This is a genomic window from Ruegeria sp. AL2, from assembly GCF_056540845.1.
The window spans coordinates 1-25,599 of the sequence record NZ_JBQFXM010000002.1; the positions used below are offsets into that span (position 1 = coordinate 1).

At 54.3% G+C, this 25,599-nt stretch carries 22 protein-coding genes; 16 read left to right on the forward strand and 6 right to left on the reverse strand.

The window, feature by feature from the left end:
• Nucleotides 1–192: 192 nt before the first annotated feature.
• Nucleotides 193–1,194, reverse strand: coding sequence for a tryptophan--tRNA ligase (gene trpS / locus ACR0ID_RS03920; RefSeq protein ID WP_480603895.1), 1,002 nt, complete (start codon nt 1,192–1,194; stop codon nt 193–195).
• A 432-nt stretch (nt 1,195–1,626) separates the two neighbouring features.
• On the opposite strand from trpS, the gene ACR0ID_RS03925 reads away from it, so the two are divergent.
• From ACR0ID_RS03925 to ACR0ID_RS03935, 3 genes are all read left to right on the forward strand, one after another.
• Nucleotides 1,627–1,956 carry a hypothetical protein gene (locus ACR0ID_RS03925; protein ID WP_480495749.1) on the forward strand — a complete coding sequence of 110 codons (330 nt, stop codon included), beginning with the start codon at nt 1,627–1,629 and terminating at the stop codon, nt 1,954–1,956.
• 283 nt (nt 1,957–2,239) lie between these two features.
• On the forward strand, nt 2,240–4,438 hold the full coding sequence (locus ACR0ID_RS03930) for an adenylate/guanylate cyclase domain-containing protein (protein ID WP_480519626.1): 2,199 nt from the start codon (nt 2,240–2,242) through the stop codon (nt 4,436–4,438).
• A 220-nt stretch (nt 4,439–4,658) separates the two neighbouring features.
• Nucleotides 4,659–5,366 (forward strand): IS6 family transposase, encoded by a 708-nt coding sequence (locus ACR0ID_RS03935; RefSeq protein ID WP_170442133.1) that lies wholly within the window; start codon nt 4,659–4,661, stop codon nt 5,364–5,366.
• A 267-nt stretch (nt 5,367–5,633) separates the two neighbouring features.
• On the opposite strand, the gene ACR0ID_RS03940 is transcribed toward ACR0ID_RS03935, so the two are convergent.
• The gene (locus ACR0ID_RS03940) at nt 5,634–6,536 is read right to left on the reverse strand and encodes a DUF302 domain-containing protein (protein ID WP_480603898.1); all 903 of its coding nucleotides are present in this window, start codon (nt 6,534–6,536) and stop codon (nt 5,634–5,636) included.
• Nucleotides 6,533–6,916 (reverse strand): DUF4345 domain-containing protein, encoded by a 384-nt coding sequence (locus tag ACR0ID_RS03945; protein WP_142640380.1) that lies wholly within the window; start codon nt 6,914–6,916, stop codon nt 6,533–6,535. Before ACR0ID_RS03945 ends, ACR0ID_RS03940 begins: the two co-directional genes overlap by 4 nt.
• 177 nt (nt 6,917–7,093) lie before the next feature.
• Here ACR0ID_RS03945 and ACR0ID_RS03950 point away from each other — a divergent pair, with 177 nt between their 5' ends.
• Nucleotides 7,094–8,656: an arylsulfatase gene (locus tag ACR0ID_RS03950; RefSeq protein WP_480603901.1), complete on the forward strand. Its 1,563-nt coding sequence runs from the start codon at nt 7,094–7,096 to the stop codon at nt 8,654–8,656.
• An 846-nt stretch (nt 8,657–9,502) separates the two neighbouring features.
• Here the strand turns inward: ACR0ID_RS03950 and ACR0ID_RS03955 are convergent.
• Nucleotides 9,503–11,419: an adenylate/guanylate cyclase domain-containing protein gene (locus ACR0ID_RS03955; protein ID WP_480496567.1), complete on the reverse strand. Its 1,917-nt coding sequence runs from the start codon at nt 11,417–11,419 to the stop codon at nt 9,503–9,505.
• A gap of 355 nt (nt 11,420–11,774) precedes the next feature.
• Nucleotides 11,775–11,990 (reverse strand): hypothetical protein, encoded by a 216-nt coding sequence (locus tag ACR0ID_RS03960; RefSeq protein ID WP_480476258.1) that lies wholly within the window; start codon nt 11,988–11,990, stop codon nt 11,775–11,777.
• A 270-nt stretch (nt 11,991–12,260) separates the two neighbouring features.
• Between ACR0ID_RS03960 and ACR0ID_RS03965 the strand changes: the two genes are divergently transcribed.
• The 12 genes from ACR0ID_RS03965 (at nt 12,261) to ACR0ID_RS04020 (ending at nt 24,686) form a co-directional block, all read left to right on the forward strand.
• Nucleotides 12,261–13,580 carry an ABC transporter substrate-binding protein gene (locus ACR0ID_RS03965; RefSeq protein WP_480603904.1) on the forward strand — a complete coding sequence of 440 codons (1,320 nt, stop codon included), beginning with the start codon at nt 12,261–12,263 and terminating at the stop codon, nt 13,578–13,580.
• A gap of 79 nt (nt 13,581–13,659) precedes the next feature.
• The gene (locus tag ACR0ID_RS03970) at nt 13,660–14,607 is read left to right on the forward strand and encodes a carbohydrate ABC transporter permease (RefSeq protein ID WP_170332156.1); all 948 of its coding nucleotides are present in this window, start codon (nt 13,660–13,662) and stop codon (nt 14,605–14,607) included.
• On the forward strand, nt 14,604–15,542 hold the full coding sequence (locus tag ACR0ID_RS03975) for a carbohydrate ABC transporter permease (protein WP_010442361.1): 939 nt from the start codon (nt 14,604–14,606) through the stop codon (nt 15,540–15,542). The genes ACR0ID_RS03970 and ACR0ID_RS03975 overlap by 4 nt, the downstream gene beginning before the upstream one ends.
• Nucleotides 15,539–15,727 (forward strand): hypothetical protein, encoded by a 189-nt coding sequence (locus tag ACR0ID_RS03980; RefSeq protein WP_209504399.1) that lies wholly within the window; start codon nt 15,539–15,541, stop codon nt 15,725–15,727. The genes ACR0ID_RS03975 and ACR0ID_RS03980 overlap by 4 nt, the downstream gene beginning before the upstream one ends.
• A 2-nt stretch (nt 15,728–15,729) precedes the next feature.
• Complete coding sequence (locus tag ACR0ID_RS03985) at nt 15,730–16,827, forward strand: ABC transporter ATP-binding protein (protein WP_209597607.1); 1,098 nt, start codon at nt 15,730–15,732, stop codon at nt 16,825–16,827.
• The gene (locus ACR0ID_RS03990) at nt 16,820–17,812 is read left to right on the forward strand and encodes an ABC transporter ATP-binding protein (RefSeq protein ID WP_209504397.1); all 993 of its coding nucleotides are present in this window, start codon (nt 16,820–16,822) and stop codon (nt 17,810–17,812) included. Before ACR0ID_RS03985 ends, ACR0ID_RS03990 begins: the two co-directional genes overlap by 8 nt.
• Nucleotides 17,813–17,823: 11 nt before the next feature.
• Nucleotides 17,824–19,446, forward strand: coding sequence for a dihydroxyacetone kinase subunit DhaK (locus ACR0ID_RS03995; protein ID WP_480603907.1), 1,623 nt, complete (start codon nt 17,824–17,826; stop codon nt 19,444–19,446).
• A gap of 7 nt (nt 19,447–19,453) precedes the next feature.
• Nucleotides 19,454–20,512: a LacI family DNA-binding transcriptional regulator gene (locus ACR0ID_RS04000; RefSeq protein ID WP_209504395.1), complete on the forward strand. Its 1,059-nt coding sequence runs from the start codon at nt 19,454–19,456 to the stop codon at nt 20,510–20,512.
• Between the two features lie 27 nt (nt 20,513–20,539).
• Nucleotides 20,540–21,595 carry a sugar phosphate isomerase/epimerase family protein gene (locus ACR0ID_RS04005; RefSeq protein WP_480481740.1) on the forward strand — a complete coding sequence of 352 codons (1,056 nt, stop codon included), beginning with the start codon at nt 20,540–20,542 and terminating at the stop codon, nt 21,593–21,595.
• On the forward strand, nt 21,595–22,749 hold the full coding sequence (locus ACR0ID_RS04010; protein ID WP_209504393.1) for a Gfo/Idh/MocA family protein: 1,155 nt from the start codon (nt 21,595–21,597) through the stop codon (nt 22,747–22,749). The genes ACR0ID_RS04005 and ACR0ID_RS04010 overlap by 1 nt, the downstream gene beginning before the upstream one ends.
• Before the next feature lie 407 nt (nt 22,750–23,156).
• Complete coding sequence (locus tag ACR0ID_RS04015; protein WP_480545708.1) at nt 23,157–23,864, forward strand: IS6 family transposase; 708 nt, start codon at nt 23,157–23,159, stop codon at nt 23,862–23,864.
• Between the two features lie 303 nt (nt 23,865–24,167).
• On the forward strand, nt 24,168–24,686 hold the full coding sequence (locus ACR0ID_RS04020) for a redoxin domain-containing protein (RefSeq protein WP_480603910.1): 519 nt from the start codon (nt 24,168–24,170) through the stop codon (nt 24,684–24,686).
• Between the two features lie 24 nt (nt 24,687–24,710).
• On the opposite strand, the gene ACR0ID_RS04025 is transcribed toward ACR0ID_RS04020, so the two are convergent.
• The gene (locus tag ACR0ID_RS04025; protein ID WP_480603913.1) at nt 24,711–25,379 is read right to left on the reverse strand and encodes a GntR family transcriptional regulator; all 669 of its coding nucleotides are present in this window, start codon (nt 25,377–25,379) and stop codon (nt 24,711–24,713) included.
• Nucleotides 25,380–25,599: the final 220 nt, after the last annotated feature.

Consider the following 25,599-nt stretch of genomic DNA (forward strand, 5'->3'; position numbering starts at 1 on the left):
CAAACGAGCAAAGCCTGACAAGAAAGGCACTCGCGCTCAGTTCGGTACGCCTCTCTCTGCGCCAGCAACACGTTGTTTTTCAACAATATCAGCCCGTTCCTGCCGTTCGCTGCAAACGCAAAAACGAAGGCCCGTCGTACGCATGGTCGCGGGCGAAACAGACCTTCACCCGGCTCGCCCGCCACTGGTCACCTACAACTGGAACAGACCCAGGGCACTCACAACATCGCGCCTTGTCGCCTCGGTGCGCTCTCGCGCCCGTTCCGTGCCCTCTTTGATTACCTCAAGGACGTATCCCCGGTCCTGGGAGAGCTGTGCCCTACGCTCGCGAATTGGGGCGATGAGCTCCTGAAGGATAGCTTCCAGACGCGCCTTGATCTTGCTATCGCCAAGCCCGCCTCTCTGATACTTGGCCTTGAGCTCGGCAAGCCCGTCCTGGTCCGGATCGAAGGCGTCGAGATAGGTAAAGACGACATTGCCCTCGATGCAGCCGGGGTCTTCGACCCGCAAATGGTTCGGATCGGTAAACATCGCCCTGACAGCATTTCGGATCTCCTTGGACGACGCGGACAGCGCAATGGCGTTGCCACCGGATTTCGACATCTTGGTCTTGCCGTCGATACCGGGCAACCGGCCCGCCCTGGGGATGATCGCCCGCGCCTCGGGCAACACGGCGTGGCCTGAGGTTGCGTTGATGCGCCGCACGATCTCGTTCGTTTGCTCGATCAACGGGGCCTGATCCTCGCCGACCGGCACGACCGTCGCCTTGAAGGCTGTGATGTCCGCCGCCTGTGCCGCCGGATAACACAGAAATCCGGCGGGAATATCCCGTCCGAACCCGCGCACGCGAATTTCGTCCTTGATCGTCGGGTTCCGTTCGAGCCGCGCGACCGTGACGAAGTTCAGGTAGAGCATCGACAGCTCCGCCAACGCCGGAAGATGCGATTGCAGGCAGATGGTGGTGCGACAGGGATCAATGCCCACGGCCAAATAGTCCAGCGCGACCTCCATCACGCTGCGCCGCACCTTCTCCGGGTCATGGGCGTTGTCGGTCAGGGCTTGGGTATCCGCCAGCAGCAGGAATTGTTCATGGCTGTCCTGATAGCGCAGTCGGTTTGCAAGCGAGCCTGCATAGTGTCCGATATGAAGCGGCCCCGTGGTGCGGTCGCCTGTCAGAATGGTTGGTCTGTTCATTTGCATCTTCCCAAGAAACGAGAGGCAGCGCATCGGGAAGCTCGGAAAACAAAAGGCCGCCCATGCGGCGGCCTCGGAATACGATTGGTCATCCAAGCCACCCTGTCAGGAGGCCAGCCACCAAGTCGTTGCGATCATCAAAGTGTTTTCCATGGAACACTGACTATCGGCTGCAAGATTACTGGTCAATCAAATGGTAGAATGAGCTCGAGACTGAAGTCGGATGCGGTGCAGAACGTTCGTGATAGGGGTCGCTATGCGACGCAAGGACGACCCATTGCTGACCTTGGCCGGTTTCACTGACGCTGCAGTGTGGATTCCCTAAAGCCGACACTTGCAAAATTCAATGTCACGCGACATTTGTTCATATCTGATTTTTTGAGGCAGACAGCGTTGTCGAGTGAACCTAAGATAACTGAGACAGCAGACATTGTGCTGAAGATCGCTGCACTGGTTGGCCTTTCCGCAGCTGTGCTGTCTTTTGGATATAATCACTACATTTGCACTAAAGAGTCTTGGCAGGTTGTCTTTTCGGTTCCAGTGTTCCTGCTCGCCTTGCTCATATTCGGTTTGGCGTTGGGACTGTCCGACAAAGCTTTTGGAAGCTTCCGAGAGTTGGAAATCTGGTCAGGACCAATTTCCACACGACTGCTTCGATTTTTCCTCTATTTGATTGGATACTTTTCTGAGGTGTCTTTTGGTGCTGTCGCAATATACACATTCTTAGCCGCTGGAAACGTACCAAATTGCGTTGGTCAGTAACCAGCTTCTCACCGTGCAACTGGTTCGGCCCGATCCGGACCTTCACCGACCAAGCAAGATGCTGCACTCGAAGCCCACCTAGCGGATTTTGGCCGCTCCTGCGCGGTTTTCACGCTGTCAGATGACAGAAGGGCGGGAAAAGCCAGCAGTTCGGCCTTCGCTTACCCATGACTTGTGTTTGCAGCTCGCGACCGGGATGTTTGCGAATATTCGAAAGGGATTGAACGACGCGAACAGCTAGGGCAACCTGAAAGGCATAGCTTGTATCACAGCGGAATTCTGGATGGAGCGGCGCCTAGCAGCCATTCTTGTTGCCGACCTGGTCGATTTTTCGCGCCTCATGCACGAGGACGAGGCTGGCATTCTTGCCCGGCTCGAGGCACTCGACACAGGCATCATCACGCCATTGGTCGAACGCCACGGGGGACGGATCGTTAAGCGGATGGGCGACGGCTATCTGATTGAGTTTGCCAGCGTCGTAGATACGGTGAACTGCGCTTTGGACTGGCAGGACCGGATCAGGCCTCGCGCGGACGAGCCGGACGCCCTGCAATTTCGGATCGGGATAAACCTGGGTGATATCGTTGTCAGGGACAATGATATTTTCGGAGACGGCATCAACGTAGCCGCGCGGCTGGAATCCATCGCTGAGCCGGGTTCGGTGCTGGTATCGCGCACGGTCGTCGATCATGCCAGCGGCAAGCTTGAGGCGGCGTTCGGCGATCTGGGCGACAAGACGCTGAAAAACATCCCCGAGCCTGTCCGTGTTTATCGTGCCACAAGACGCACCGAACCAACCGTCGTTCGGCCATCCCGCGGGCGCTACGGTAAAGCAAGCGCGGTCATAGCCGCGCTTTTTGGCCTTCTGGCCATCAGTGCTGGAGCGGCGTACTGGCTTCAACCCCGTCCGGTGAAGGTCGAACCGGCCTCCATCGAAGCGATGGCATTGCCGTTGCCCGACAAGGCCTCGGTTGCGGTTCTGCCGTTTGACAATCTCAGCGGCGAGTCCGAACAGGAACCTCTGGCCGACGGGATAACTGAGGATCTGATCACCGACCTGTCGAAAGTTTCGGGCTTGTTCGTCATCGCGCGCAATTCGACCTTCATTTACAAGCGCAAGTCAGTGAGCATCAAAGACGTCGCCGAAACCCTGGGCGTGCAATACGTGCTCGAAGGCAGCGTGCGGCGCTCGGGCACCACATTGCGCGTCAATGCTCAGTTGATTGACGCCACCACCGGCAACCACGTCTGGGCTGACCGCTTCGACGGCGACGCCTCGGATGTTTTTGCGGCACAGGACGCGTTTGTACTGAAGATCATCAACGCGCTGAAGGTTGAACTGACCGACGACGAACTCGAGGAGGTGAACCGGGCCGATACTAAAATCGTCGCCGCCCGCGAGGCATTTCAACGTGGCTGGGAGTTGATGTCGAACTTCAACGAACGCGACAATGCCCGAGCTGTGGATCATTTCGAAAGGGCGATTGAAATTGATCCCGACTATGGCCGTGCCCATGCCGCACTGGCGCTGGCCTTTCAACGAGATGGCGTGTTCCGGTGGAACCAGAAAATTCGCGGTAACTCCCGCGCCCACCTCTATACCGTTCTGATCCCCGATCATCTTGAAAAAGCCGGCGACAGAGGCGGGTCGATGGTGCACATTATTCGCGCCATGCGGCAGCTTAACTTCCGTGACCAGAACACTGGCGAAACTGGCGCCGCGCGCTCGGCAAAGGCCATCGAAGAAGCGGCCAGGGCGATCGAGCTTGGCCCAAATGACCCCGAGGCGCATGTCACTATGGCCTGGGCGCTAATCGCTTCGGGCAATCCCGAGCAGGGTCTAGACGAGATTGCGATTGCCAAGCGGCTTGACCCCAGTGTGCCCGCCAATGTCGTTATTGTCGAGGCAGCTGCGTATTATGCGTTAGGGCAGTTGTACAGGGCAGCCGAAATTCTGGACGAGGCGACTGCCAGAACGAAAAAGTCGCTGAACCTGATCATCACCGCGGCGTCGATTCACGCGCAGTTGGGCGACCGCCGGAAAGCCGACGACCTGATGTATGCCTGGGCGCGCGACAAGGATCGGCTGGCGCTTGCCGAAAACTATCTGCTGCCGATGCAATGGGACGGCGATCACGAGGAACTGAACCGAAAGATGGCCGACGGGTTGAAACTCGCAGCGCTCAGGCCGACCACTACCGTGACATCCCTACTGGAAGATCTCAAGACGCAGGAAGGACCAGCTCAGATCGAAACGCTGCGGATGTTGGGCTGGTTCGGTCCCCAGGCGGCCAACGCGGTCTCCGATCTGCTCGGTGTTCTAGAAACTGGCGGTAAGCGCGCACGCCGCGAGGTCGTAATCACGCTCGGAAAGATCGGCGCGCCAGCCAGTGCAGCTTTGCCAGCGCTGGAGGCCGTCACTGAGGAGCCCATAATAGGGCTTCGTGCCAAGAGGGCGATCACGCGCATCTCAGGCGAGTAGAAAGCTGACTCCTAGCCCTGCTGGGAAAGGCATGAACGGTCTGGCTCAGGCCGTCTATCCGCCCGCGATTGTCCGCTTGCCGCACTATTGATCAGTTCGAGCATGCCCCAGAAAATGTCAATGGGGCTCGGAGCCGACTTGCGTTGATGCAGAACTATGCCTGGGTCTTGTCAGAAGAACTTTGCTTGAACGGGGCAGGGCGGTTGCATAGCATTTAGGAATGACCAAACCTGCCTCCTTCAAATACTTCAAAACCAGCCCCGAAATCATCCGCCTGGCGGTGATGCTGTACATCCGATTTCCACTCTCGCTTCGGAATGTCGAAGATCTCCTGCATGAACGTGGGATCGATGTAAGCCATGAGACAGTCCGCTATTGGTGGAATAGGTTCGGCCCGATGTTCGCCGCTGAGATCAGACGGAAGCGTGTGCAGCAACTCCGAACCTTTTCAAAACGGAAGTGGCACGTGGACGAGGTCTTTGTGAAAGTGAATGGCAAACGGCATTATCTTTGGCGCGCTGTGGATGACGAAGGCGAGGTGCTGGAAGCAGTTGTAACGAAGCGCCGTAACAAAGCTGCAGCACTGAAATTTCTCAAGAAATTGATGAAGCGGCACGGCTGCGCCGAAGAGATCGTCACAGATCGCTTCGCTTCCTACAAGGCTGCCCTTAGAGATTTGGGTGCTCTCAAAAAACAACAGACGGGCAGGTGGCTAAACAACCGCGTCGAGAATTCGCACCTGCCGTTTCGACGACGCGAACGCGCGATGCAGCGTTTCAGGCGCATGCGAAGTCTACAGAAATTCGCCTCCGTCCATTCCTCCGTGTACAACCACTTCAACCAGGAAAGATCGCTAGCCAGCCGAGACTCCTTCAAGCAGACACGCACCGCCGCTCTTAGCGAGTGGCGTCAACTTTGTTCCGGATAGGTTCGCGGTTTTCGCGGTAAACTGAGACTGGTTCGAATTCGTCTGACAGCACCCCCTACAGCAATAAGTGACTATTGAAGTTGCAATGTCCGCTTTGGGAAAGCCGCAATGGAGCGAAGACCTCCTGGCCTAAGGTCCGCTTAGGGGCCGTCCTTGCTGTTGCAACATCAATCCCTAGGCTAACATGCTGCGACTGATCTAACGGCAGTAGCGAGCCCAGAGCAGCCTTTGCAAATCGATGCAAATCACTTCCGTTGCTTGCCACTTTCAGTCTTTGGTTGCGGCCAAACTCTTCTGTTCGAGTGCTTTTTTGAATGTGGCTGTAAGCCGCTCGTTCAACGCGTGGTGAGGTTTAGCAGATGAACCGTAGTGCAATTCTGCCAACGCGGCGATGTCGTTAAATATCACCACAGACCCTCCATTTTCGCCTGCATATACAAGAAGTTTCTGGCAAAATGCATCCAGACCAATTGCGGGGAAATCCGCCATTGCAACGCCGCCCGGCGCTGGCCCCCCAAAGAGAAGCAAGACAGCGTCAGGTAGCGTGACGCCATGCTTGTAGGCTTGCTTGGCGAAATCGATTTCACCAAACCAGACCGTATCGTCCTGTGCCGTCACAATCCTGGTCAGGTTTGATACTGCTTCAGCGACGCTAAGTGGGGAGGTCAGTTCGATAATGCCGAAGTCTGGGGTCAATCCATCTGTAGGTGCCGGTGTTGCGCCTGCACCATCCACTACCGCGTTAAGTCGGATCCCAAAGTTGTTGAGTGATTGCTGGTTGTCTAAAGAATGCCGGATCTTCAAAAATTCTGCGTTCGTATAAATGTCCTTGGTGGTTCCATCCTGCGCAAAGGACAACACCCGAAACGGCAGGTCTAAGCCTGCTCTGACATTGTCGCTCAGGATCGATGTGTTGATACTCGGGTCCGAAAATATTTGAACCCGTGACGGCGGCATCTCAACACCTTCTGCTGCTGCTAACCGCGCATGATCAATTGTCACAACTGAGTTGAACCCGGCGTCTTCCACTGCGCGCTCAATGGCAGCAAAACTGTTATCTACAGCCGCCTCGGCTGAGGACGCATATGCTTCGGACCCTCCGGTCAGCACCAGAGATGCTGCAACGAGACTAAATTGACAATGATGGATTAGATTTTTCAGGTCTTTCATTTGCTTTCCCCATTTTTGAGCAAGAGCATGAGTGACAGAGCAGCAAAAACCAGTTCGGCTATCAGATAAAATACCAGTATTGCCCCCGGCAGACCATCCAACAGGATGCTCAAAGCACGGCCGCCAGCAAGCCCTGCCATGAACAGAAAAAGTACCCACAGCGCGGACCGCTGCAACTTCGGCTTTGTCGACGCAACCAACCAAAACAGTGCGTTCGCCAGATAGAGGCCCATGATGGCGCGGAAGACATGCGTTTGGTTTACACCTTCGACGGGAAAACCCAACAGATAGGTTACGGAAGCCGACGGCATGAGGCCGTAAGATAACGCTATGGGCACAAGGCCCAAGGCAGCCAGGATCAATAACGAGCGTTCTGTCATGATACCGTTCCCATGGTTTCGATGTTGTTGGAGCGTCGCCTACTAACCCAGTATGGCACCCCCCTCCAACGGTATAAAGGATAGTATCTTATTCAGAAGTATAGATTATTGAAATGTAGTGTGGTCACCTAGTCGCGCTGTGGATAGGCTGCGGAAAGTAAAAAGGCGGAGGGACAAATGAAAACATTAGCGGCAATGACACTTGGGCTGTGTATCGTAGGGTCTAGCGTTTGGAGTGACGAAAGTGAGCGCCCAAACATACTCGTGATTATGGCTGACGACGTAGGATGGGCAAGCCTCGGCGTTTACCATGGGGGTATCAAAAGTATCGAGACCCCAAATCTCGACCAGCTTGCTTCCGAAGGTGTACGCCTGACGGATTACTATGCTGAACCCAGTTGTACGGCGGGTCGGTCGGCATTCATGACAGGACAAATGCCTATTCGAACAGGTATGCACACTGTTGGTCTCCCGGGCGATCCAGTTGGGTTGCACCCCGATGATCCCACGCTGCCAATGTTTTTGAAGAAATTGGGCTATACCACGGGTCAGTTTGGCAAAAATCATCTTGGAGACCTGAATGAGTTTTTGCCTACCACCAAGGGCTTCGACGAATATTGGGGTTGGTTGTATCACTTGAACGCAATGGAATACACAAGTGACCCAGACTGGCCCGATGACCCGGAATTCGTGGCGCAGTTCGGTCCACGTAACATCATCCATTCGTACGCTACCGAAGAAGACGACGAAATGATCGACCCTCGTTTTGGTAAAGTTGGAAAACAACGCATTGTCGATGATGGGCCCGCCCCACCAGAACGGCAAGCGACCTTGGACGATGAGGTAACAAATCACACCAAAGACTTCATTTCTCGCGCGGTAGAAGCAGATACTCCATTCTTCGTGTGGATGGCTCCGGCACGGGCTCATGTCTGGACACATCTTAGTCCCAAGTATGAGGCGATGCTTGGTGACGGTCGCGGTCTGCAAGATGTCATTATGAAAGAACTGGATGACAACGTCGGGAAAGTCTTAGCTCATCTGGTCGACCTTGGAGTGTCCGACAATACTATCGTCATGTTCACCGCGGACAATGGTCCGGAGACGCTGACGTGGCCGGATGGAGGCACGACACCCTTTCATGGCGAGAAAGGAACGACTTGGGAGGGCGGTTTCCGCGTCCCGGCGATCATCCGGTGGCCCGGCAAGATCCCCGAAGGGCAGGTGTTGAACGGTATTTTCAGCGGCTTGGACTGGATGCCAACATTTGTTGCTGCTGCGGGTGGTCCGGCGGACCTCAAAGAGAAACTGTTAGAAGGTTATGAAGGCTTCAAAGTCCACGTCGATGGCTACAATCAACTTCCTTATCTGAGCGGAGAAGCGGAAGAGAGCAGCCGTCGGGAACTGCTCTACTACCAGGGAACGGACCTTCAAGCTGTGCGCTATAATGATTGGAAAGCTCATTTCGTAGTTCAAAACCATGGATGGTCTGGCCCAAAAGAAGAGTTGGTAGCTCCGTTGCTCTATAACTTGCGCAGAGACCCGTATGAGAAAGCAGCTGATGAAAGTGGCATGTATGTCCGTTGGATGGGAGAAAAAATGTGGGCGTTCGGGCCCGCCGCACGCATTGTGCAATCGCACTTGGCGACCTTCCAAGACTTCCCGCCGCGAGGACGACCGGTAGCAAATCAGAGCCACGTAGAAGAACAAACTTCCAAGGAAGGTGGCATGTCTCAGTAGAAAACTGAACTTCCACTATTCAAATGCAGGGCGAGCTTTCGTTGGACACAGCCGCAAGCTCGCCTTTGTGAAACTACATTTTTGGCGACCCAAACGGGTCATTACTTTGAGTAAATGGCCGACACTTTCTGATTTTTGTAAATGGCGGTTTTGTCCGCAGAGTTCCTGTTCGAGCGAGGGTCGATTTCGCGCCTGCGACGAATGTCCGGAAAGCGGGCTGCAACCGCAGCAAATCGGTTGGCTGCTGGATGTCCGCTTAGGGGCCGTTCTCGCCGGTGGAAGTTGTTTCTATTGCCCTGATGCTGCGTTGCGCCCGAGGCCAGCTATGAGCCCATCTTGACCAATGCTGCGCGACGCACGAACGGGAGCGAACCACCTGATACCGCCATTGGTTACGGTTAGTACGGTCCGAAAGAGCCATTTGGCACCCGCCCACAATGTTGCAGCGGCCCGCATTGCGGACATTCACCGCGCATGCAGAAAAGGGCCGCTGTATTTGTGCCTGCCATTTTTCTGACTGAGGGAAAATGGCAGGTCTAGAGTCAGAACCAGTTTGAAACCGAAACTCAGAGACCAGTAGACGGTTCAAAGCTGTGCAGCTCGAAAGTTCTCTTTCCATCGGCGCTGAACTTCTGGATTGAGTCCCCGAGGCTGTCAAAGATGCGCTTGAGATCAACCCGAAACTGTCAATTTCCGCGATGCGCAGGCAATTCGCAGGATCAAAAACCATCCCGAAAACCGGCGGATCTGGCTGGCAAGCCTACAAAGGGCGGGAGTGCCCGAGTAAGGCTGAGTTCTTTGTGAGCAATCTTATCCGCACCATCTCCATACCGATGGCTACGTACGTTAACCCCCGCTCTCCACATCAAAAGGGGCATACTGTCCTTCCGGCATTCCTACAGTTCGATAAGCTTCAACAAAAGGAAGAATAAGCTCATCGGGTCGCGCAAAGCGCCGATACACCCATACAATGTCTGCAATTTTTATGCCTGGCCGGATTCTGTAGAGCCGGTCTCTCGCCGCAACAGCGGCACTGTGCGGACCAAGCTCGGCCATAATCGCGACCTCGATGGAAACCGACCACCACAGGTCAGGCTGCGCCCCTTTGCGGTAGATTTCCAACGCCGTCTCGTAATTTCCATTCAAGAAATGATACTCGGCAAGCGCCTGATACCAGTTTGGGTCGGCTGCGTTGGGATCAAGTGCAATGGCGTTTTCAACAAGTGCGGCACCCAAATCCAAACGCCCTGACCAAATGAATTCATAGCCGATCTGCCCCTGCAGATACCGGTCCGTCCCCAGTGAAAGCGCGGTCTCGGCTGATGAGAAAAACCCGTCGAGATTGCGTTGAAGCTGCAGGGCAAGCGCCAACAGAAAATGACTGCGCGCAGAATAGGGATTGAGTGAAACGGCCTTACGAGCGGCGTCCTCGGCCCGGGCAATTTTTTCTTCCTGCGTTCCTTCGTACAAGCCGGTGAAAAACTTGACGTCAGTCTGAAGCGCCTCGGACAACTGCGCCCAACCGCGCCAGTAATTGGGTTCCTCTTCCACGACCCGCTCGATACAGGCGCGAACACGCTCTTGCATGTCACGCCGGTTCATAAATCCGACACGCAAAAGCGAACATTCGTAAGACGACAGGTTTTCGGGAGGTTTCGCGCGCGCGTGTCCTGCGTGAATCCGCTTGATAGCCCCGCCTGCATCACCCACGGCAGAGGCGACCTTTTCCGTAATGTGCAACTGAACGTCGAGAATATTGGAGGTTGTGAGGTTTTCGTCATACGCATCCGACCAGACCTGAAGGCCCGTTGAAGTATCAATCAGCCGCGCAGTCACACGCAGGCGATCTGCAACCTGCCGAACCGAACCTTCCAGCACATAGTCCGCTCCGAATTTCTGCCGGATACTGCGCGGGTTACTTTCGTCCGATCCAACGGAATGGGTGGATTGGCGGGACAGCACATTGAGGTCCTGGTAGCTCCCCAGCTCAACGATGATGTCTTCGCCAATGCCAACGGCCAATAAATCGCGAGCGTCCGTATTGCTAAGGTTTTGAAACGGCAGAACCGCAACGGTCGGACCCGTTGGCTCTGTTAACAGAGCGGCTTCATCAAAGGTCATTGCCTCGGGCGGCTCGTGATCAAAGCCGATCCACCATGTTAACAAGCCTACAGCCCCCAGACCAACCAGTACCAATGCACCGGTCATCAATGGAAGCTTGTTTGATCGCCGTTTGGATGCGGGCGATCTAACAGGCATTACGCGGAAAACCCGAACCGGTTCAGCGATGTTCTTCAGGTTTTTCAGACCGAGATCCTCAAATTCGGCATCTACCTTGCCCATTGCCTGGTGCGCGACACTCTCAGAAACTGCGACACCGCCTGGGTCAGCCAGACCTTCAATGCGGGAGGCAACATTCACCCCGTCACCATAGAGGTCCCCATCAGCGATCATGACATCACCGAGGTTTATTCCGATCCGAAGTTGCAACCGCCACCCGTTGGCGAGGCTCGGAGCAGCCTCAGCCATTGTCCGCTGGATTTCGACGCCACAAGTTACGGCATCGACAACCGAAGCAAATTCGACAAGAGCACCGTCCCCCATCAACTTGACGAGACGCCCGTGATGTCTTGCAATTGCGGGATCAAAAATCTCAGAACGCAGCGTTTTGAGAGCGGACAATACCCCTGCTTCGTCGCTGCCCATCAACGACGAATATCCAACGACATCGGCAGCCATGATCGCGGCGAGTCGGCGCAGCATAGAACCCTCCTGCTCGCAGTCTAACTGATGTCACGAAATATCGACAATGCGCGGCCTTTGAGTAGTCCAGTTAAATTTGGCTTTCATAACCAAGGCTGAACGTCCGCTTCGCCTCGAGGGCATCACCTGCTTGCACCCGCAGTGGAGGTCAGCTCTTCGCCCTTGGTGCAGGAGATCGAGGTCGCGATGCGCAGATTACAGAAGTCGGGGTTTGCGACGTGAATTCACGCTACGTCCCGCGGTCTGTGAGTTCGATCTAATCAAAACTGTGCGCCTGCAGCGAATGGCCGGTAAGCGGACTGCGACCGCAGCATCGGAACTGGATGATGAATGTCTCTTATGGGCCGTCCGTCGCTCACCACTTTTCACCGTAGGGTCGCAGTTCTACGTCAAACGACCAAGTAGATCGGTCTTGATGGGCGATATGGAACACCTCCTCTGCTATGGTATCGGGTTTACTGAAGAAATCTTCGGGCGCGTCCGGGTTGAAGGGCATACGGGTCCAGGGCGTGTCGATGGCGGCATCGATGACCACATAGGCCGGTATTGCCAAGTTGTTGGCGGGCTTCATTGTAGGCTGGTCAGTTCTTGGTCTTGTAGCTCGGTGGGATAGGTCTGCTCATACAGCCAGCTACCATGCTGGATTCACGAGATTAATCCCTCACCCAGCCTTTGCGCAACAAAGCCAATCAACAGCTAAAAGAATATTTGACGGCCTCTTCTGACAATTTGAGGTACGAACCTCAAAAAAATCTGGACATGAGGTGCGTACCTCAAATAGCCTTGGAGGTATGCCGCGATTCGCACATCCTCGATTGACGGCGCAAAAAGGGAGGAATGGATGACTTACACAAAACTGGCCTCGGCCAGCGCAATAGTCCTTGCCACTACTACTCTTTCTACCAAGGCAAATGCTGAAGATCTGACGCTTTGTTGGGCTGCATGGGACCCGGCCAACGCACTTGTTGAGCTATCAAAAGAATTCGAAGCAGAATCCGGCCACACGATGAACTTCGAATTTGTTCCCTGGCCAAATTTTGCGGACCGGATGCTGAATGAGCTGAATTCCGGTGGTAAGCTCTGCGATCTGCTTATTGGTGACAGCCAATGGATCGGCGGTGGCGCTGAAAATGGCCACTATGTCAAACTGAACGACTTCTTCGATGCTGAAGGCATCAGCATGGACGATTTCGCGCCGGCCACTGTCTACGCCTATTCAACTTGGCCCAAGGGCACACCCAATTACTATGCCCTGCCTGCGATGGGCGATGCGAATGGCTGGTTCTATCGCAAGGACTGGTTCGAAAATCCTGAAATCCAAGCCGCATACAAAGAAGCAACTGGTCAGGATTTACGTGAGCCTGAATCTCAGAAAGAACTATTACAGATCGCCCAGTTCTTTCAGGGTCGTGAGATCGACGGCAAGACAGTCTACGGCGCAGCTATCTTTACCGAGCGCGGCTCGGAAGGGATCACCATGGGTGTGACCGGAGCACTGTATCCTTGGGGCTTTAAATACGAAAACACCCCGGGCTCATATGACATGGAAGGCGCCGTAAACTCACCCGAAGCGGTAGAGGCGCTGGAATTCTATAAGGAATTCTACGAAACGGCGACGCCTCCGGGATATACCAACTCTTACATGGGTGAGAGCTTGGACGCCTTCAAGTCCGGTCAGGTCGCCATGGCCATGAACTGGTTTGCGTTCTTCCCAGGTCTCTATGCTGACCCCAATACCGGCGGTGACAAGATCGACTTCTTTGTGAACCCACCGCAAAATCAGGCAGGTTCGACGCTGGGCGGACAAGGTATCTCTGTTGTCAGCTACTCTGACAAACAGGACGCTGCACTTGAGTACATCAAGTGGTTCGCACAGCCTGAAGTGCAGGCCAAGTGGTGGGAGCTAGGCGGCTACTCGGCGCATAACTCAGTGCTGGAAGATCCTGGTTTCGTGGACAGCCAACCGTTTGCCGGTGACTTCCTGGAAGCAATGGCTGGGGTTCAGGATTTCTGGCAAGAGCCTGCCTATGCAGAACTCCTGCTGGCCATGCAGAAACGCATCCACGACTACGTCGTTGCTGATCAAGGTACAGCTCAAGAAGCTCTTAATCTTTTGATCGAAGATTGGACTGAAGTCTTCGAAGACGAAGGCAAGCTGTAGTCCGGACACAGGCAGGAGCGGGCGCAATCCCGCTCCACCTTCACCCGTGAGTCCTAAACCAACAAGAACTGGCAAAGAGATGTCTGACCGGACCGTAGATCGCGTTGCCCAGGCAACGCCCGAGCGAGTTGCGCGAAAAATCCGAGGGTTATCCGACCGCGCGATCGCCTGGATATTCATCTCCCCGACGATTTTTCTATTGCTGGCGATCAACATCTTTCCGTTGATCTGGACCATCCAACTGAGCTTTACCAACTACAAGGCCAACCGGATCGGGCGCGAAGTCAAAGATGTCGGGCTCAGGAATTACGAGCGTATTCTGACAGACTCGGACACCTGGCTAAATATGCAGGCGACGGCGCACTTCCTGTTCTGGACGATCTTTTTCCAGGTCTTGATCGGGTTTACTTTGGCCTGGTTGATCAACAAGAAATTCAAGGGCAACGATCTTTGGACCACGATCATCGTGCTGCCGATGATGCTGTCTCCTGCAGTCGTCGGGAACTTCTGGAAGTTCCTGTATCAACCTCAAATCGGGCTGTTTAACTACATCGTGTCATGGTTCACAGGCAAAGATCCATCGAGCTTTGAAATGCTGGGATCCGTTACTTTGGCCCCTTGGGCGATCGTTATTGTCGACACCTGGATGTGGACCCCCTTCGTGATGCTAATCTGTCTGGCCGGGCTGCGCAGCATTCCCGATTACATCTACGAGGCGGCTGAGATCGACAGGGCCAGCAAGCTGCGGCAGTTCTTTACGATCACCATCCCGATGGTCCTGCCGTTCCTGATGCTTGCCGTGCTGTTTCGAGGGATCGAGAACTTCAAGATGTTCGACCTGGTGGTTCAGCTAACCGGCGGAGGGCCCGGTTCTGTAACGGAACTCACCTCAATCAATCTCAAGCGGGAGGCGTTTGAGAAGTGGCGTACGGGCTACGCCTCGGCCTATGCGATCATCCTTTTCGTCACCGTGTTCGGCCTTGCGTCGATCTACGTCAAAGCCTTGAACAAGGTGAAACAGAGATGAGCAGTTTTTCCGTAACCGAACCTTCGAACCGTTCCAAGTGGATCGCCGGTTTTCTGGTCATCACTTATGCGCTGATCACAATGATCCCGCTGGTTTGGATTTTACTGACAGGTTTCAAGTCTCCAGCCGATGCGATCAGCTACCCACCCAAAGTGGTCTTTGACCCAACGCTTGAAGGGTATGTAAATCTCTTCACCACGCGCACGCGGCAGACGCAGGAGTTTTTGGAAGCGAACCCGCCGCAGAACTGGGCCGATGAGATCGTCCGCCAATACGACATGGTGATTGTCGGGCCATCAAAGTTTGGCGAGCGCTTTATGAATTCGGTTATCATCGGATTTGGCTCGACGTTCTTGAGTATCTTCCTTGGTACGCTGGCCGCCTATGCGTTCAGCAGGTTCAAGGTCCCGCTCAAGGACGACCTTTTGTTCTTTATCCTGAGTACAAGGATGATGCCACCGGTCGCTGTCGCCATCCCAATCTTCCTGATGTTCAGAAACCTTGGATTAAGCGACACGCATCTGGGGATGATCCTGCTGTATACGGGCGTGAATATTTCCTTGGCGGTCTGGTTGCTAAAAGGCTTCATCGACGAAATCCCAAGAGAGTACGAAGAAGCCGCGCTCATAGATGGCTACACGAGGTTTCAGGCGTTTTACAAAGTGGTGCTGCCGCAAGCCGCGACCGGCATAGCCTCAACAGCTATCTTTTGCCTGATCTTCGCCTGGAATGAGTACGCGTTTGCCGTGCTGCTGACATCCGCGAACGCGCAGACTGCACCACCGTTCATCCCAACCATTATCGGTATTGGCGGCCTGGACTGGCCTGCAGTGGCGGCAGGTGCCACGATCTTCCTGATCCCTGTCATGATTTTCACCATCCTGATGCGCAAACACCTGCTGCGTGGGATCACATTCGGAGCCGTGCGCAAATGAGCGAGTTTCTTACCGGATTGATGCGTTTTCGCCGGGGCCCATGGGAGATGATCGCGACCATCCTCATCGCTCTGGGTGTCTTCATGCTTATGCAGCCCTTTGTCCTTTGGGCCTTCACATATTCTTTCATCGTCACGCTGATCGGAACCGTCATGTTCATCATCGTCAGCCATTTCCCGGAGTAGAAATGGCCCAGATCGTAGTTAAAAACGTAAAGAAGATGTTCGGCGATTTCACGGCTGTCCGCGAAAGCTCGTTCACGATTGAGGACGGTGAGTTCTTCATGTTGCTAGGGCCATCCGGCTGCGGAAAGACGACGACGCTGCGGATGATCGCAGGCTTGGAACTTCCGACGTCGGGTGAAATCTACCTGGACGGCGAGGAGATCAGCCAGCGCCCCCCATCGGAGCGAGACATTGCCTTCGTGTTCCAGATGTTTGCGCTGTATCCGCACATGAACGTGCGAAAAAATATCAGCTACCCCCTGATATCGCAGGGCATGCCGCGTGCTGCTGTCAAAGCCAAAGTAGAAGAAGTCGCGGGAATTCTGGGGATCAAGGACATCCTCGATAGCCCGGTAGGTGGGTTGTCAGGCGGCGATAGGCAGCGCGTGGCGCTTGGACGCGCGATTGTTCGCGAACCCAAGGCGTTCATGATGGACGAACCTCTTGGTGCCCTGGATGCCGAATTTCGTGAGCACATGGCCGAAGAACTGCGCGCGCTTCATGATCGCATGGGGGCGACCACTGTTTACGTCACACATGATCAGCTGGAAGCCATGCAAATGGGGGACAAGATCGTGGTGATGAACAACGCTGTGATCGAGCAATTCGGCACACCTCAGGAAATCTACGACAAACCAGCTACGATGTTCGTTGCAGATTTTATCGGGTCTCCTTCGATGAACTTCCTGCCGTTTCAGGGAAAGGTCGCGCCTGGCTCGGAAACGGTGCGACTGAATGGTCACGACGAAGCCGTACCCACACTGTTGGAAGGGGCGGAAGGTGACTTGGTTTTCGGTGTTCGCCCTGAGCATGTTTTTCTGTCGGATGCCAGCGCCTACCGAGCCAAGGTCCTGGCCGCAGAATATCTTGGAACCACCCAGATCGTGACGCTGCAAAGCCCGAACGGAGAGCTGAAAGCCCGCATTGATGCGCGCGAAACCGTTAACCCCGGCGAGACGGTTGGCTTGAAGTTCCGCTCATCCGCAGTGACCCTTTTCGAAAATTCTACCGGACGCGCGTTGAGGTCCGCTCTGAACGACGAGGTACTAAGCAATGGCTGAAGTCGTTCTGGAAAACATTTCGAAGTCATTCGGCGAAATCAAAGCGGTGGATGATATCTCAATGACGATCCCCAACGGTGCCTTTGTGGTTTTGTTGGGTCCGACGGGCGCGGGAAAAACAACGACGCTGAGATTGATATCCGGGCTTGAGAAACTGGATTCCGGAACGGTGCGCATTGCCGGGCGTGACGTTGGGATAGATACACCTGCCCAGCGTGATGTGGCGATGGTCTTCCAGCAATACTCGCTGTACCCCCATATGACGGTGCGTGAGAACCTGTCCTTCCCTCTGAGGTCACCGATCCTGAAGACGCCAGAGGATGAGATCGCCAGGAAGGTCAACGAAGTCTCGGAGATCCTGCAGATCCCGCACAAGCTGGACAACAAAGCCACTGAACTGTCTGGCGGCGAAATGCAGCGCGTTTCAATTGGACGGGCACTGGTGCGCGATCCCCAGATTTTCCTGATGGACGAGCCGCTCAGCTCTTTGGACGCCAAGCTTCGGGCGGATTTGCGGGTCGAACTGAAAAGGATTCAGGCCGATCTGGGATCAACCTTGCTTTACGTGACCCACGATCAGGTCGAAGCCATGACAATGGCTACGCATATCGGCGTTTTAGAGAACGGCCGGTTGGTTCAATACGGGACACCCCGGGATATCTACGAAAACCCGGGCAGTGTTTACGTTGCCAGCAGGTTGGGTCTGCCGCGAATCAACATCCTGCCGTCCGAGTTGTTCGGAGGCGATCACAAAGGACCACAGATTGGTCTTCGCCCGGAAAACATCATTGAAGGCGAGGGCAGTGAAGCGCGTGTCATACGTGCCGAACATCTGGGCGACCAAACACGGCTGCACCTGGACCTGAATGGCCACCCGGTTGTCACCCTGATTGATGTTCATCAGGATTACCCCTCTGGAAAAATTATAAAAATTCGCCCCCATAACCCGTTGTATTTTGACGCGTCTGGCGCGCGCGTGAATTAAGGAGCAAAAGCATGGCCCAGTTCCTCAACACAAAAGAAACCCTGGTAACCGAGGCGATAGATGGCCTTTTGGCTTCCTCAGGCGGGCAGCTTACACGGCTGGACGGATACCCGCATATCAAGGTTGTCTACCGGTCGGATTGGGACAAGTCGAAAGTCGCCTTGGTTTCTGGCGGAGGGTCTGGTCACGAGCCCGCCCATGCAGGTTTCGTTGGCGCCGGTATGTTGACAGCCGCGGTCTGCGGCGAAGTTTTCGCCTCACCCTCGGTCGAGGCAGTTCTGGCGGGCATTCTTGCGGTCACGGGTGAGGCCGGGTGCCTGCTTATCGTCAAAAATTACACCGGTGATCGATTGAATTTTGGACTGGCGGCTGAACGCGCCCGTGCATTGGGCCGCGAAGTAGAGATGGTCGTAGTTGATGATGACATCGCCTTGCCCGACCTTCCGCAACCACGTGGCGTGGCAGGTACGTTATTGGTGCACAAAATTGCCGGAGCGCTTGCTGAAGGGGGTGCCGATCTGGACACCGTTACCAAAGCAGCAAGAAGTACCATAGCAAAGGTTGTCAGCATCGGAATGAGCTTGGACACCTGCACTGTTCCGGGCTCTCCAAAAGAAGACCGGATTGCCCCTGGCAAAGCGGAACTCGGCTTGGGCATCCACGGCGAGCCCGGTGTACAACAAGTCGAATTTTCAAATGCTGTATCGGCCATGTCCACGGTGGTGGAGAAGCTGAAGCAAAGGGTGGGTGCCGGGCATTGTGTAGCGTTGGTCAACAACCTGGGCTCTACAACTCCTCTGGAAATGGCTGTCCTCACGCATGCGTTGTCCGAAACTGGTATTGCCCACCATATCATTGGCCCGGCACCGATGATGACGTCGCTGGATATGCACGGGTTTTCGGTATCCATTCTGCCTGTGGATCAGGACGAATTGTCAGCTCTTGAAGCACCTGTTGATCTGGCCGCATGGCCCGGCGTCAATTCCATCGACCCGATCAAAGTAGCCCCGTTGCCTGATGGCCTGACACCAATCGATCCAATCCCTTCGAACAATCCCACCACGAGGGAAACGATCACCCGCTTATCTGAGCTGCTCATCAACGCAGAGAAGTCTCTGAACGAGCTGGACGCGAAGTCCGGAGATGGCGATACAGGAAGCACACTGGCCACCGCCGCAAGAGCATTGCAAGGTAGCCTTGACCGCATGCCTCTTGCTGATCTGACGCAACTGTTTCCGGCGTTGGGCAATGAGTTAAGCCAGACAATGGGCGGGTCGTCCGGTGTGATACTCGCAATCTTCTTCAATGCAGCCGGAGATGCCTGTGCAAGCGGGGCTTCGGTATCGAAGTCTCTGGTCGAAGGCCTGAATCGCGTGAGCCAGGTTGGGGGTGCCAAGGTCGGTGACCGGACAATGATTGACGCTCTGGCACCTGCACTTGCCGCCCTCCCGTCTGGACTGACCGATGCGGCCGAGGCTGCCCGCGAAGGCGCGAACAACACCGCGAATATTCGTCGTGCGAAGGCAGGCCGCGCGGCCTATGTTCCCGAAGAAAACCTAGTTGGACATAACGATCCCGGTGCCGAGGCTGTTGCTTTGTTGTTTGAAGGCTTGGCGCGGGAGATTGAGGGCTGAAGAACACGTGGAAGACCAAAAACAAAAACTAGAATTGGTGAAAAAGCCAACCGTCAACGACCTCGCGCGCGTCGCCGGTGTCAGTCTGGCGACTGTTGACCGGGTCTTGAACAGACGCCCCGGTGTGCGGGCCGTTACCGTACAGAAAGTACAAAAGGCAATTGACGAGCTGGGGTATGTGCGCGACACCGCTGCGGCCAACCTTGCGCGAAACCGAGTTTACAACTTCCTCTTTGTTCTGCCGGACACGGACAACGAGTTTGTGGAGGCAATCAGCAGTCAGATCGCAGAACAGTCACGTGACCAATTTATCGAGCGAACTCGCATTGCGATAAAAAAGGTAGCTCCGTTTGAGCCGCAAGATATCGTCAATATTTTGGATGCTGTCGCCAGTTCGGATGTTGATGGCGTTGCCGTTTTTGGGCCCGAAACGCCTTCTGTTCGTGATGCTGTAAAAAGGCTCAGGGACAAAGGCGTTCCGGTGGTTGCGTTGGTGTCTGACTTGCCGAGTTCTGAGCGAGACCACTTTGTAGGAATTGATAACGTTTCGGCAGGGCGAACCGCAGCTCAGCTGATGGGACGATTTGTGCATCGTGACGGCAAGGTTTTGGTACTTACAGGATCCCGTTTGGCACGTGACCACCTAGAGCGCCGTCAAGGCTTTGATCTAGTTGTAGCTGAGGAATTTCCACACCTCGAAGTCGTAGCGTCTGTCGAGGGCCGGGATGACCCGGATCTGATTTACAAGATGATGCCCGAGATCTTTGAAACCTACCCGGATCTGGTTGGAATTTATTCCTCCGCAGCAGGCAATGCAGGACTGATTCAATTTCTTTCAGAAAACAAGCTCAGCAAAGATCTGGTGATCATAGCTCATGAGCTTACTCCGCTTAGTCGTGAGGCGCTTACGCTCGGTACATTTGACGCTCTTATCTCGCAAGACACTGGGCACATTGTTCGTTCAGCCGTCCGTCTGCTGCGTGCAACTTCAGACAAAGTGCCATTCAACAAAGCCCAGGAACGTATCCGTATCGACATCTATCTGAAGGAAAATTTACCGCCATAGAGACTCAGGTTTTGGGGAGGAAATTCAATGAAGACAATCAAAGGTCCAGCTTTGTTTCTTGCACAATTTGCCGGGGACGAAGCGCCGTTCAATTCGTGGGGCGCGATCACTAAATGGGCGGCTGACTGTGGATACAATGGCGTTCAGGTTCCCAGTTGGGATGGCCGGTTGTTCGACCTCGAACAGGCCGCATCCAGCGTCGGTTACTGCGATGAGTTCAAAGGCAAGGCCCAAGAAAATGGCGTCGAAGTCACCGAGCTTTCAACGCATCTTCAGGGTCAGCTTGTTGCCGTTCACCCAGCCTATGACAGTGCGTTTGATGGCTTTGCAGCGGAAAGCGTCAGAGGAAACCCTAAAGCCCGTCAAGAATGGGCCGTAGACCAGGTCAACAAAGCGCTATCCGCTTCGAAAAATTTAGGCATTTCGGCACATGCGACATTCTCAGGCGCGTTGGCATGGCCATATGTCTATCCTTGGCCGCAGCGCCCTGCCGGTTTGATTGAAACGGCATTTGATGAGCTTGCGCGCCGTTGGGTGCCCATCCTGAATCACGCCGATGAATGCGGTGTCGATGTCTGCTACGAAATTCACCCCGGAGAGGACCTCCACGATGGTGTGACCTACGAGATGTTTCTCGAGCGGACAGGCAATCACCCACGGGCCTGCATGCTATACGACCCGTCGCATTACGTGCTGCAATGCCTCGACTATCTGGACAACATCGACATCTACAAAGATCGAATTCGGATGTTCCATGTCAAAGATGCCGAGTTCAACCCGACCGGGCGGCAAGGTGTTTATTCCGGGTATCAAAGCTGGGTCAATCGTGCCGGGCGGTTCCGCTCACTGGGCGATGGTCAGGTGGATTTCGGTGCAGTTTTCTCAAAAATGGCCGCGAATGACTTTGATGGCTGGGCTGTGGTCGAATGGGAATGCTGCCTCAAACACCCCGAGGATGGAGCGCGTGAAGGTGCTCAATTTGTGTCAGATCACATCATCCGTGTGACCGAGAAAGCCTTTGATGATTTCGCCGACGGTGGCGCTGACGAAGCCGCCAATCGTAAAATGCTGGGGATTGAGTGATGGTCACAGGACGCAGTGAAGAAACCTCAGGACGCATTCGGCTTGGCATGGTTGGCGGCGGAAACGACGCCTTCATAGGGGGTGTTCATCGCATCGCCGCGCGATTGGACGACAAGTTCGAGCTGGTTGCCGGTGCTTTGTCTTCGACGCCAGAGAAATCTCTTGAAAGTGGTCAGGCATTGGGGCTCGAACGGGTCTATGAAGACTTCAAACAAATGGCGATTAGGGAAGCCCGACTGAAATCTGGGATCGAGGCAGTCTCAATTGTCACGCCAAATCACGTTCATTATGCAGCCGCACGTGAGTTCCTGAAACGCGGTATTCATGTAATTTGTGACAAGCCACTCACCTCGACCCTTGCCGATGCGAAAAAGCTGGTCAAAGCAACAGAAAGTGCGAATGCCCTATTCATTTTGACCCACAATTACACAGGCTATCCAATGGTTCGGCAGGCGCGTGAAATGGTTGCCAACGGCGACATTGGCAAGATCCGCGTGGTTCAGGTTGAATACCCACAGGATTGGCTGACCGAGCAGCAGGATTTCAAACAGGCGGAATGGCGAACCGATCCCGAACGCTCGGGCGCGGGTGGATCAACCGGTGACATCGGAACTCATGCATACAACCTTGCCTGCTTCGTGACCGGGCTAAAAGCGGAAAGCCTTGCGGCAGACTTGCAGGCCTTTGTGCTGGGGCGCAAAGTCGATGACAACGCCCACGTCTTACTTCGCTTCAAAGGCGGAGCGCGCGGTATGCTGTGGTCTTCTCAGGTGGCTCCCGGCAACGAAAACGCACTTCGTTTGCGCGTCTATGGCGAAAAAGGCGGGTTGGAGTGGGCTCAGGAAGATCCCAATTACCTGTGGTTCACGCCATACAACGAACCAAAGCGTCTAATCACACGAAATGGAGCTAGTGCTGCTGATGCAGCCAACCGGTTGAGTAGAGTTCCTCCGGGACATCCCGAGGGATATCTTGAGGGGTTCGCGAATATCTATGGAGAGGCTGCTGAAGCGATCCAAGCTTTCCGAAATGGTATTTCACCTGACGCTTCGGTTGTTTATCCAACAGTCTATGACGGGCTCAATGGCGTTAAATTTGTGGCCGCGTGCGTGCAAAGCTCTTCAAGGAATGCGGCTTGGATCGACTTAGCTTAGAATCTGGTTGTGGGCATAGGGCAGACGGGGGTTGTCACGTTAACTTGCCGTTTAATGAAAGTGTCGCAAACTCTTGGAACGACCAAAGGAAAATACGAGCGAAAAACTCTAACTACAAACGGCAGGAAAATCGGGTTTCAGAGCAGGCCCAAAACCGAAGTTTTTTATCCCGGCCATGCAAAAGTCTGCGAAAACCTCATCAGCGCATCGAGAGCCGGCGAGTATTTTCGGCCAGGGACTGTAAAGGCCGCGATAGTTCTTGAAACTTCTGGCTCCACAAGCGGGCGCTGCAACAAGCCCGGCAGAGTAACCGAATACTCAGGCATGAAAGCAAAACCAATGCCTGCAGCGGTCTTGTCAGAAGAACTTTGCTTGAGCGGAGCAGGGCGGTTGCGTAGCTTTTTCCCATGACCAGACCTGCCTCATTCAAATACTTCAAAACCAGCCCCGAGATCATCCGCCTTGCGGTGATGCTGTATATTCGGTTTCCACTCTCGCTTCGAAATGTCGAAGATCTGCTGCACGAGCGAGGCATCGACGTGAGTCACGAAACTGTCCGGTATTGGTGGAATAGGTTTGGGCCGGTGTTTGCCGCTGAGATCCGAAGAAAGCGTGTTCAGCAACTCAGAGCCTTTTCAAAATCGAAGTGGCACGTGGACGAGGTTTTCGTGAAGGTGAATGGCAAGCGGCACTATCTTTGGCGGGCTGTGGATCATGAAGGCGAGGTGCTGGAAGCCGTTGTCACCAAACGTCGAAACAAGGCTGCAGCACTGAAATTCCTCAGGAAATTGGTGAAGCGGCACGGTCGCGCTGAAGAGATCGTCACAGATCGATTCGCTTCCTACATGGCTGCGCTCAGAGAAATGGGCGCGCTCGAAAAACAACAGACGGGAAGGTGGCTCAACAATCGCGTCGAGAATTCGCACCTGCCGTTTCGACGACGCGAACGCGCGATGCAGCGTTTCAGGCGAATGCGAAGTTTGCAGAAATTCGCCTCCGTCCATTCCTCTGTCTACAATCACTTCAACCAGGAAAGATCGCTAGCCAGTCGAGACACCTTCAAGCTGACCCGCACCGCCGCTCTCGCCGAGTGGCGTCAACTTTGTTCCGGATAGGTTCGCGGTTTCCGCGGCAAACTGAGACTGGTTCGAATTCGTCTGACAGCACCTTCGACACAAGTACGCTGGTTGCGCTCACACCTGTTACGGCATTAGAAGCCCGGCTGCAATGAGGGGCGTAGAGTGGCGGCGGGTAGGTATCGGTGATTCCTCGTTAACTGACAGCAATCTTAGATCGAGCGTGCCTTTCAAGCACTAAATGATATCGCGATCTTGGTTTCAATAATTGCCTTGACGTGACATGAACTAAGCTAACGGTATCCGCGCAAAGCCCTTGTTTGTAGAAGAAAGGAACGACTCATGACCTCAGCCAAACCAAATGTCGGCGCGCGAATCGAGCAAATGAGTTTTTTAAGGCTGGGGTCTGATGACAAGGTTACGATCGGTCAACAAAAAGACCGCTGGACCATGTTGTTTGTTTATCGAGGTAAGCATTGTCCACGCTGCAAGCGCTTTTTGAACAAGTTGAATGCGGCGCTGTCGGCATGGGCTGACGTTATGGACGTTATTGTTGTCTCTGCCGACACCAAAGAAAAAGCTGCGGCAGACAAAGCAGAATTCGGCTGGGATTTTGAACTTTGCTATGGAATGACTGAAGCGCAAATGCGCGCGCTTGGTCTTTACGTGTCATCGCCTCTATCTGATGCAGAAACGACGGGTCTGTTCGCCGAACCTGGCGCGTTTGCCATCCGTCCGAATGGAACACTGATGCTGGCCGATATCTCTAACGGCCCTGCGGCACGTCCCGATTTAGAAGAGCTTTTGGACGGCATGAAATTCAATATTGATAATGATCGTCCGGAACGAGGAACGGCCTGAGACCACCAGATCGCATGGCCTCGGTTACTCAAAGTAGCCTGGGTGCGTCTTGTGGATGAAGTCGATGGTTTCGTCGAGGCGGGACAGGTGTTTTCTGACAGCGGCTTGCGCTTGGTCATGGTCTCCTGCCGCCATGGCCTGTGCAATCTCTCGGTGATCGGCGAGGATGGCCTCTGCGGCACTGCCCTTTTCAAGACTGAGCATACAAAGCCGGTCAACCTTTTGCTTGGATTCTAGCATTACATCAAATGCCATCGGATTGCCGCTGAGCACGTAGATCAGTTTGTGAAAATCATAGTCCAGCGAGTGAAACGCCGATAGATCACCGTCACTGATCGCCTGCTCTTGTAAGGCGAGATTTTCTTCAAGTTTTGCTGCACTTGCTGCGTCCCAAACTTCCATTGCTCGATGGACGATCTCTAGCTCCACCGCCATTCGAACCAATCGCGCGAGAGCCACACGCTCCATAGAAAACCCTCGAACTACGGTCGCCTTTTGTGGTCGTATTAAGAGCAGATCTTCGTTACCGAGCCTTGTGAATGCGTTGCGAACAGGTTGGCGTGATACGCCGAATCGGCTGGCTACCTCTGTTTCGGATAGCTTTGTACCGGGAAGAATTTCAAGCGAAACGATCTCGTCGTGTAGCGCTTCATAGACCGCATCGGTTGTGGTTCGTCTGACAATTTCTTCCACGGTATGTTGCTTGCGCCCTCTGTCTTAGTCACGTTTCAAATTACAGATCCACTGTTATGGCATTGAAACAAATAGAATATTCTATTTTGTTTTGCTTGAGTGAACCAATGTAGGCCTGTCACCTATCAAATGCCCTGCGCTTTCGACTGTCAAGCAATCTGACATTCTAAAAGCCTACAGTTGACATAACTTGGATACTAGTGTCCCTTTAAGGGCAGCA

Coding starts and splice junctions, on each gene's coding strand:
- trpS (WP_480603895.1), bottom strand. CDS start 1,194: ATGAACAGACCAACCATTCTGACAGGCGACCGCACCACGGGGCCGCTT.
- ACR0ID_RS03930 (WP_480519626.1), top strand. CDS start 2,240: ATGGAGCGGCGCCTAGCAGCCATTCTTGTTGCCGACCTGGTCGATTTT.
- ACR0ID_RS03935 (WP_170442133.1), top strand. CDS start 4,659: ATGACCAAACCTGCCTCCTTCAAATACTTCAAAACCAGCCCCGAAATC.
- ACR0ID_RS03940 (WP_480603898.1), bottom strand. CDS start 6,536: ATGAAAGACCTGAAAAATCTAATCCATCATTGTCAATTTAGTCTCGTT.
- ACR0ID_RS03945 (WP_142640380.1), bottom strand. CDS start 6,916: ATGACAGAACGCTCGTTATTGATCCTGGCTGCCTTGGGCCTTGTGCCC.
- ACR0ID_RS03950 (WP_480603901.1), top strand. CDS start 7,094: ATGAAAACATTAGCGGCAATGACACTTGGGCTGTGTATCGTAGGGTCT.
- ACR0ID_RS03955 (WP_480496567.1), bottom strand. CDS start 11,419: ATGCTGCGCCGACTCGCCGCGATCATGGCTGCCGATGTCGTTGGATAT.
- ACR0ID_RS03960 (WP_480476258.1), bottom strand. CDS start 11,990: ATGAAGCCCGCCAACAACTTGGCAATACCGGCCTATGTGGTCATCGAT.
- ACR0ID_RS03965 (WP_480603904.1), top strand. CDS start 12,261: ATGACTTACACAAAACTGGCCTCGGCCAGCGCAATAGTCCTTGCCACT.
- ACR0ID_RS03970 (WP_170332156.1), top strand. CDS start 13,660: ATGTCTGACCGGACCGTAGATCGCGTTGCCCAGGCAACGCCCGAGCGA.
- ACR0ID_RS03975 (WP_010442361.1), top strand. CDS start 14,604: ATGAGCAGTTTTTCCGTAACCGAACCTTCGAACCGTTCCAAGTGGATC.
- ACR0ID_RS03980 (WP_209504399.1), top strand. CDS start 15,539: ATGAGCGAGTTTCTTACCGGATTGATGCGTTTTCGCCGGGGCCCATGG.
- ACR0ID_RS03985 (WP_209597607.1), top strand. CDS start 15,730: ATGGCCCAGATCGTAGTTAAAAACGTAAAGAAGATGTTCGGCGATTTC.
- ACR0ID_RS03990 (WP_209504397.1), top strand. CDS start 16,820: ATGGCTGAAGTCGTTCTGGAAAACATTTCGAAGTCATTCGGCGAAATC.
- ACR0ID_RS03995 (WP_480603907.1), top strand. CDS start 17,824: ATGGCCCAGTTCCTCAACACAAAAGAAACCCTGGTAACCGAGGCGATA.
- ACR0ID_RS04005 (WP_480481740.1), top strand. CDS start 20,540: ATGAAGACAATCAAAGGTCCAGCTTTGTTTCTTGCACAATTTGCCGGG.
- ACR0ID_RS04010 (WP_209504393.1), top strand. CDS start 21,595: ATGGTCACAGGACGCAGTGAAGAAACCTCAGGACGCATTCGGCTTGGC.
- ACR0ID_RS04015 (WP_480545708.1), top strand. CDS start 23,157: ATGACCAGACCTGCCTCATTCAAATACTTCAAAACCAGCCCCGAGATC.
- ACR0ID_RS04020 (WP_480603910.1), top strand. CDS start 24,168: ATGACCTCAGCCAAACCAAATGTCGGCGCGCGAATCGAGCAAATGAGT.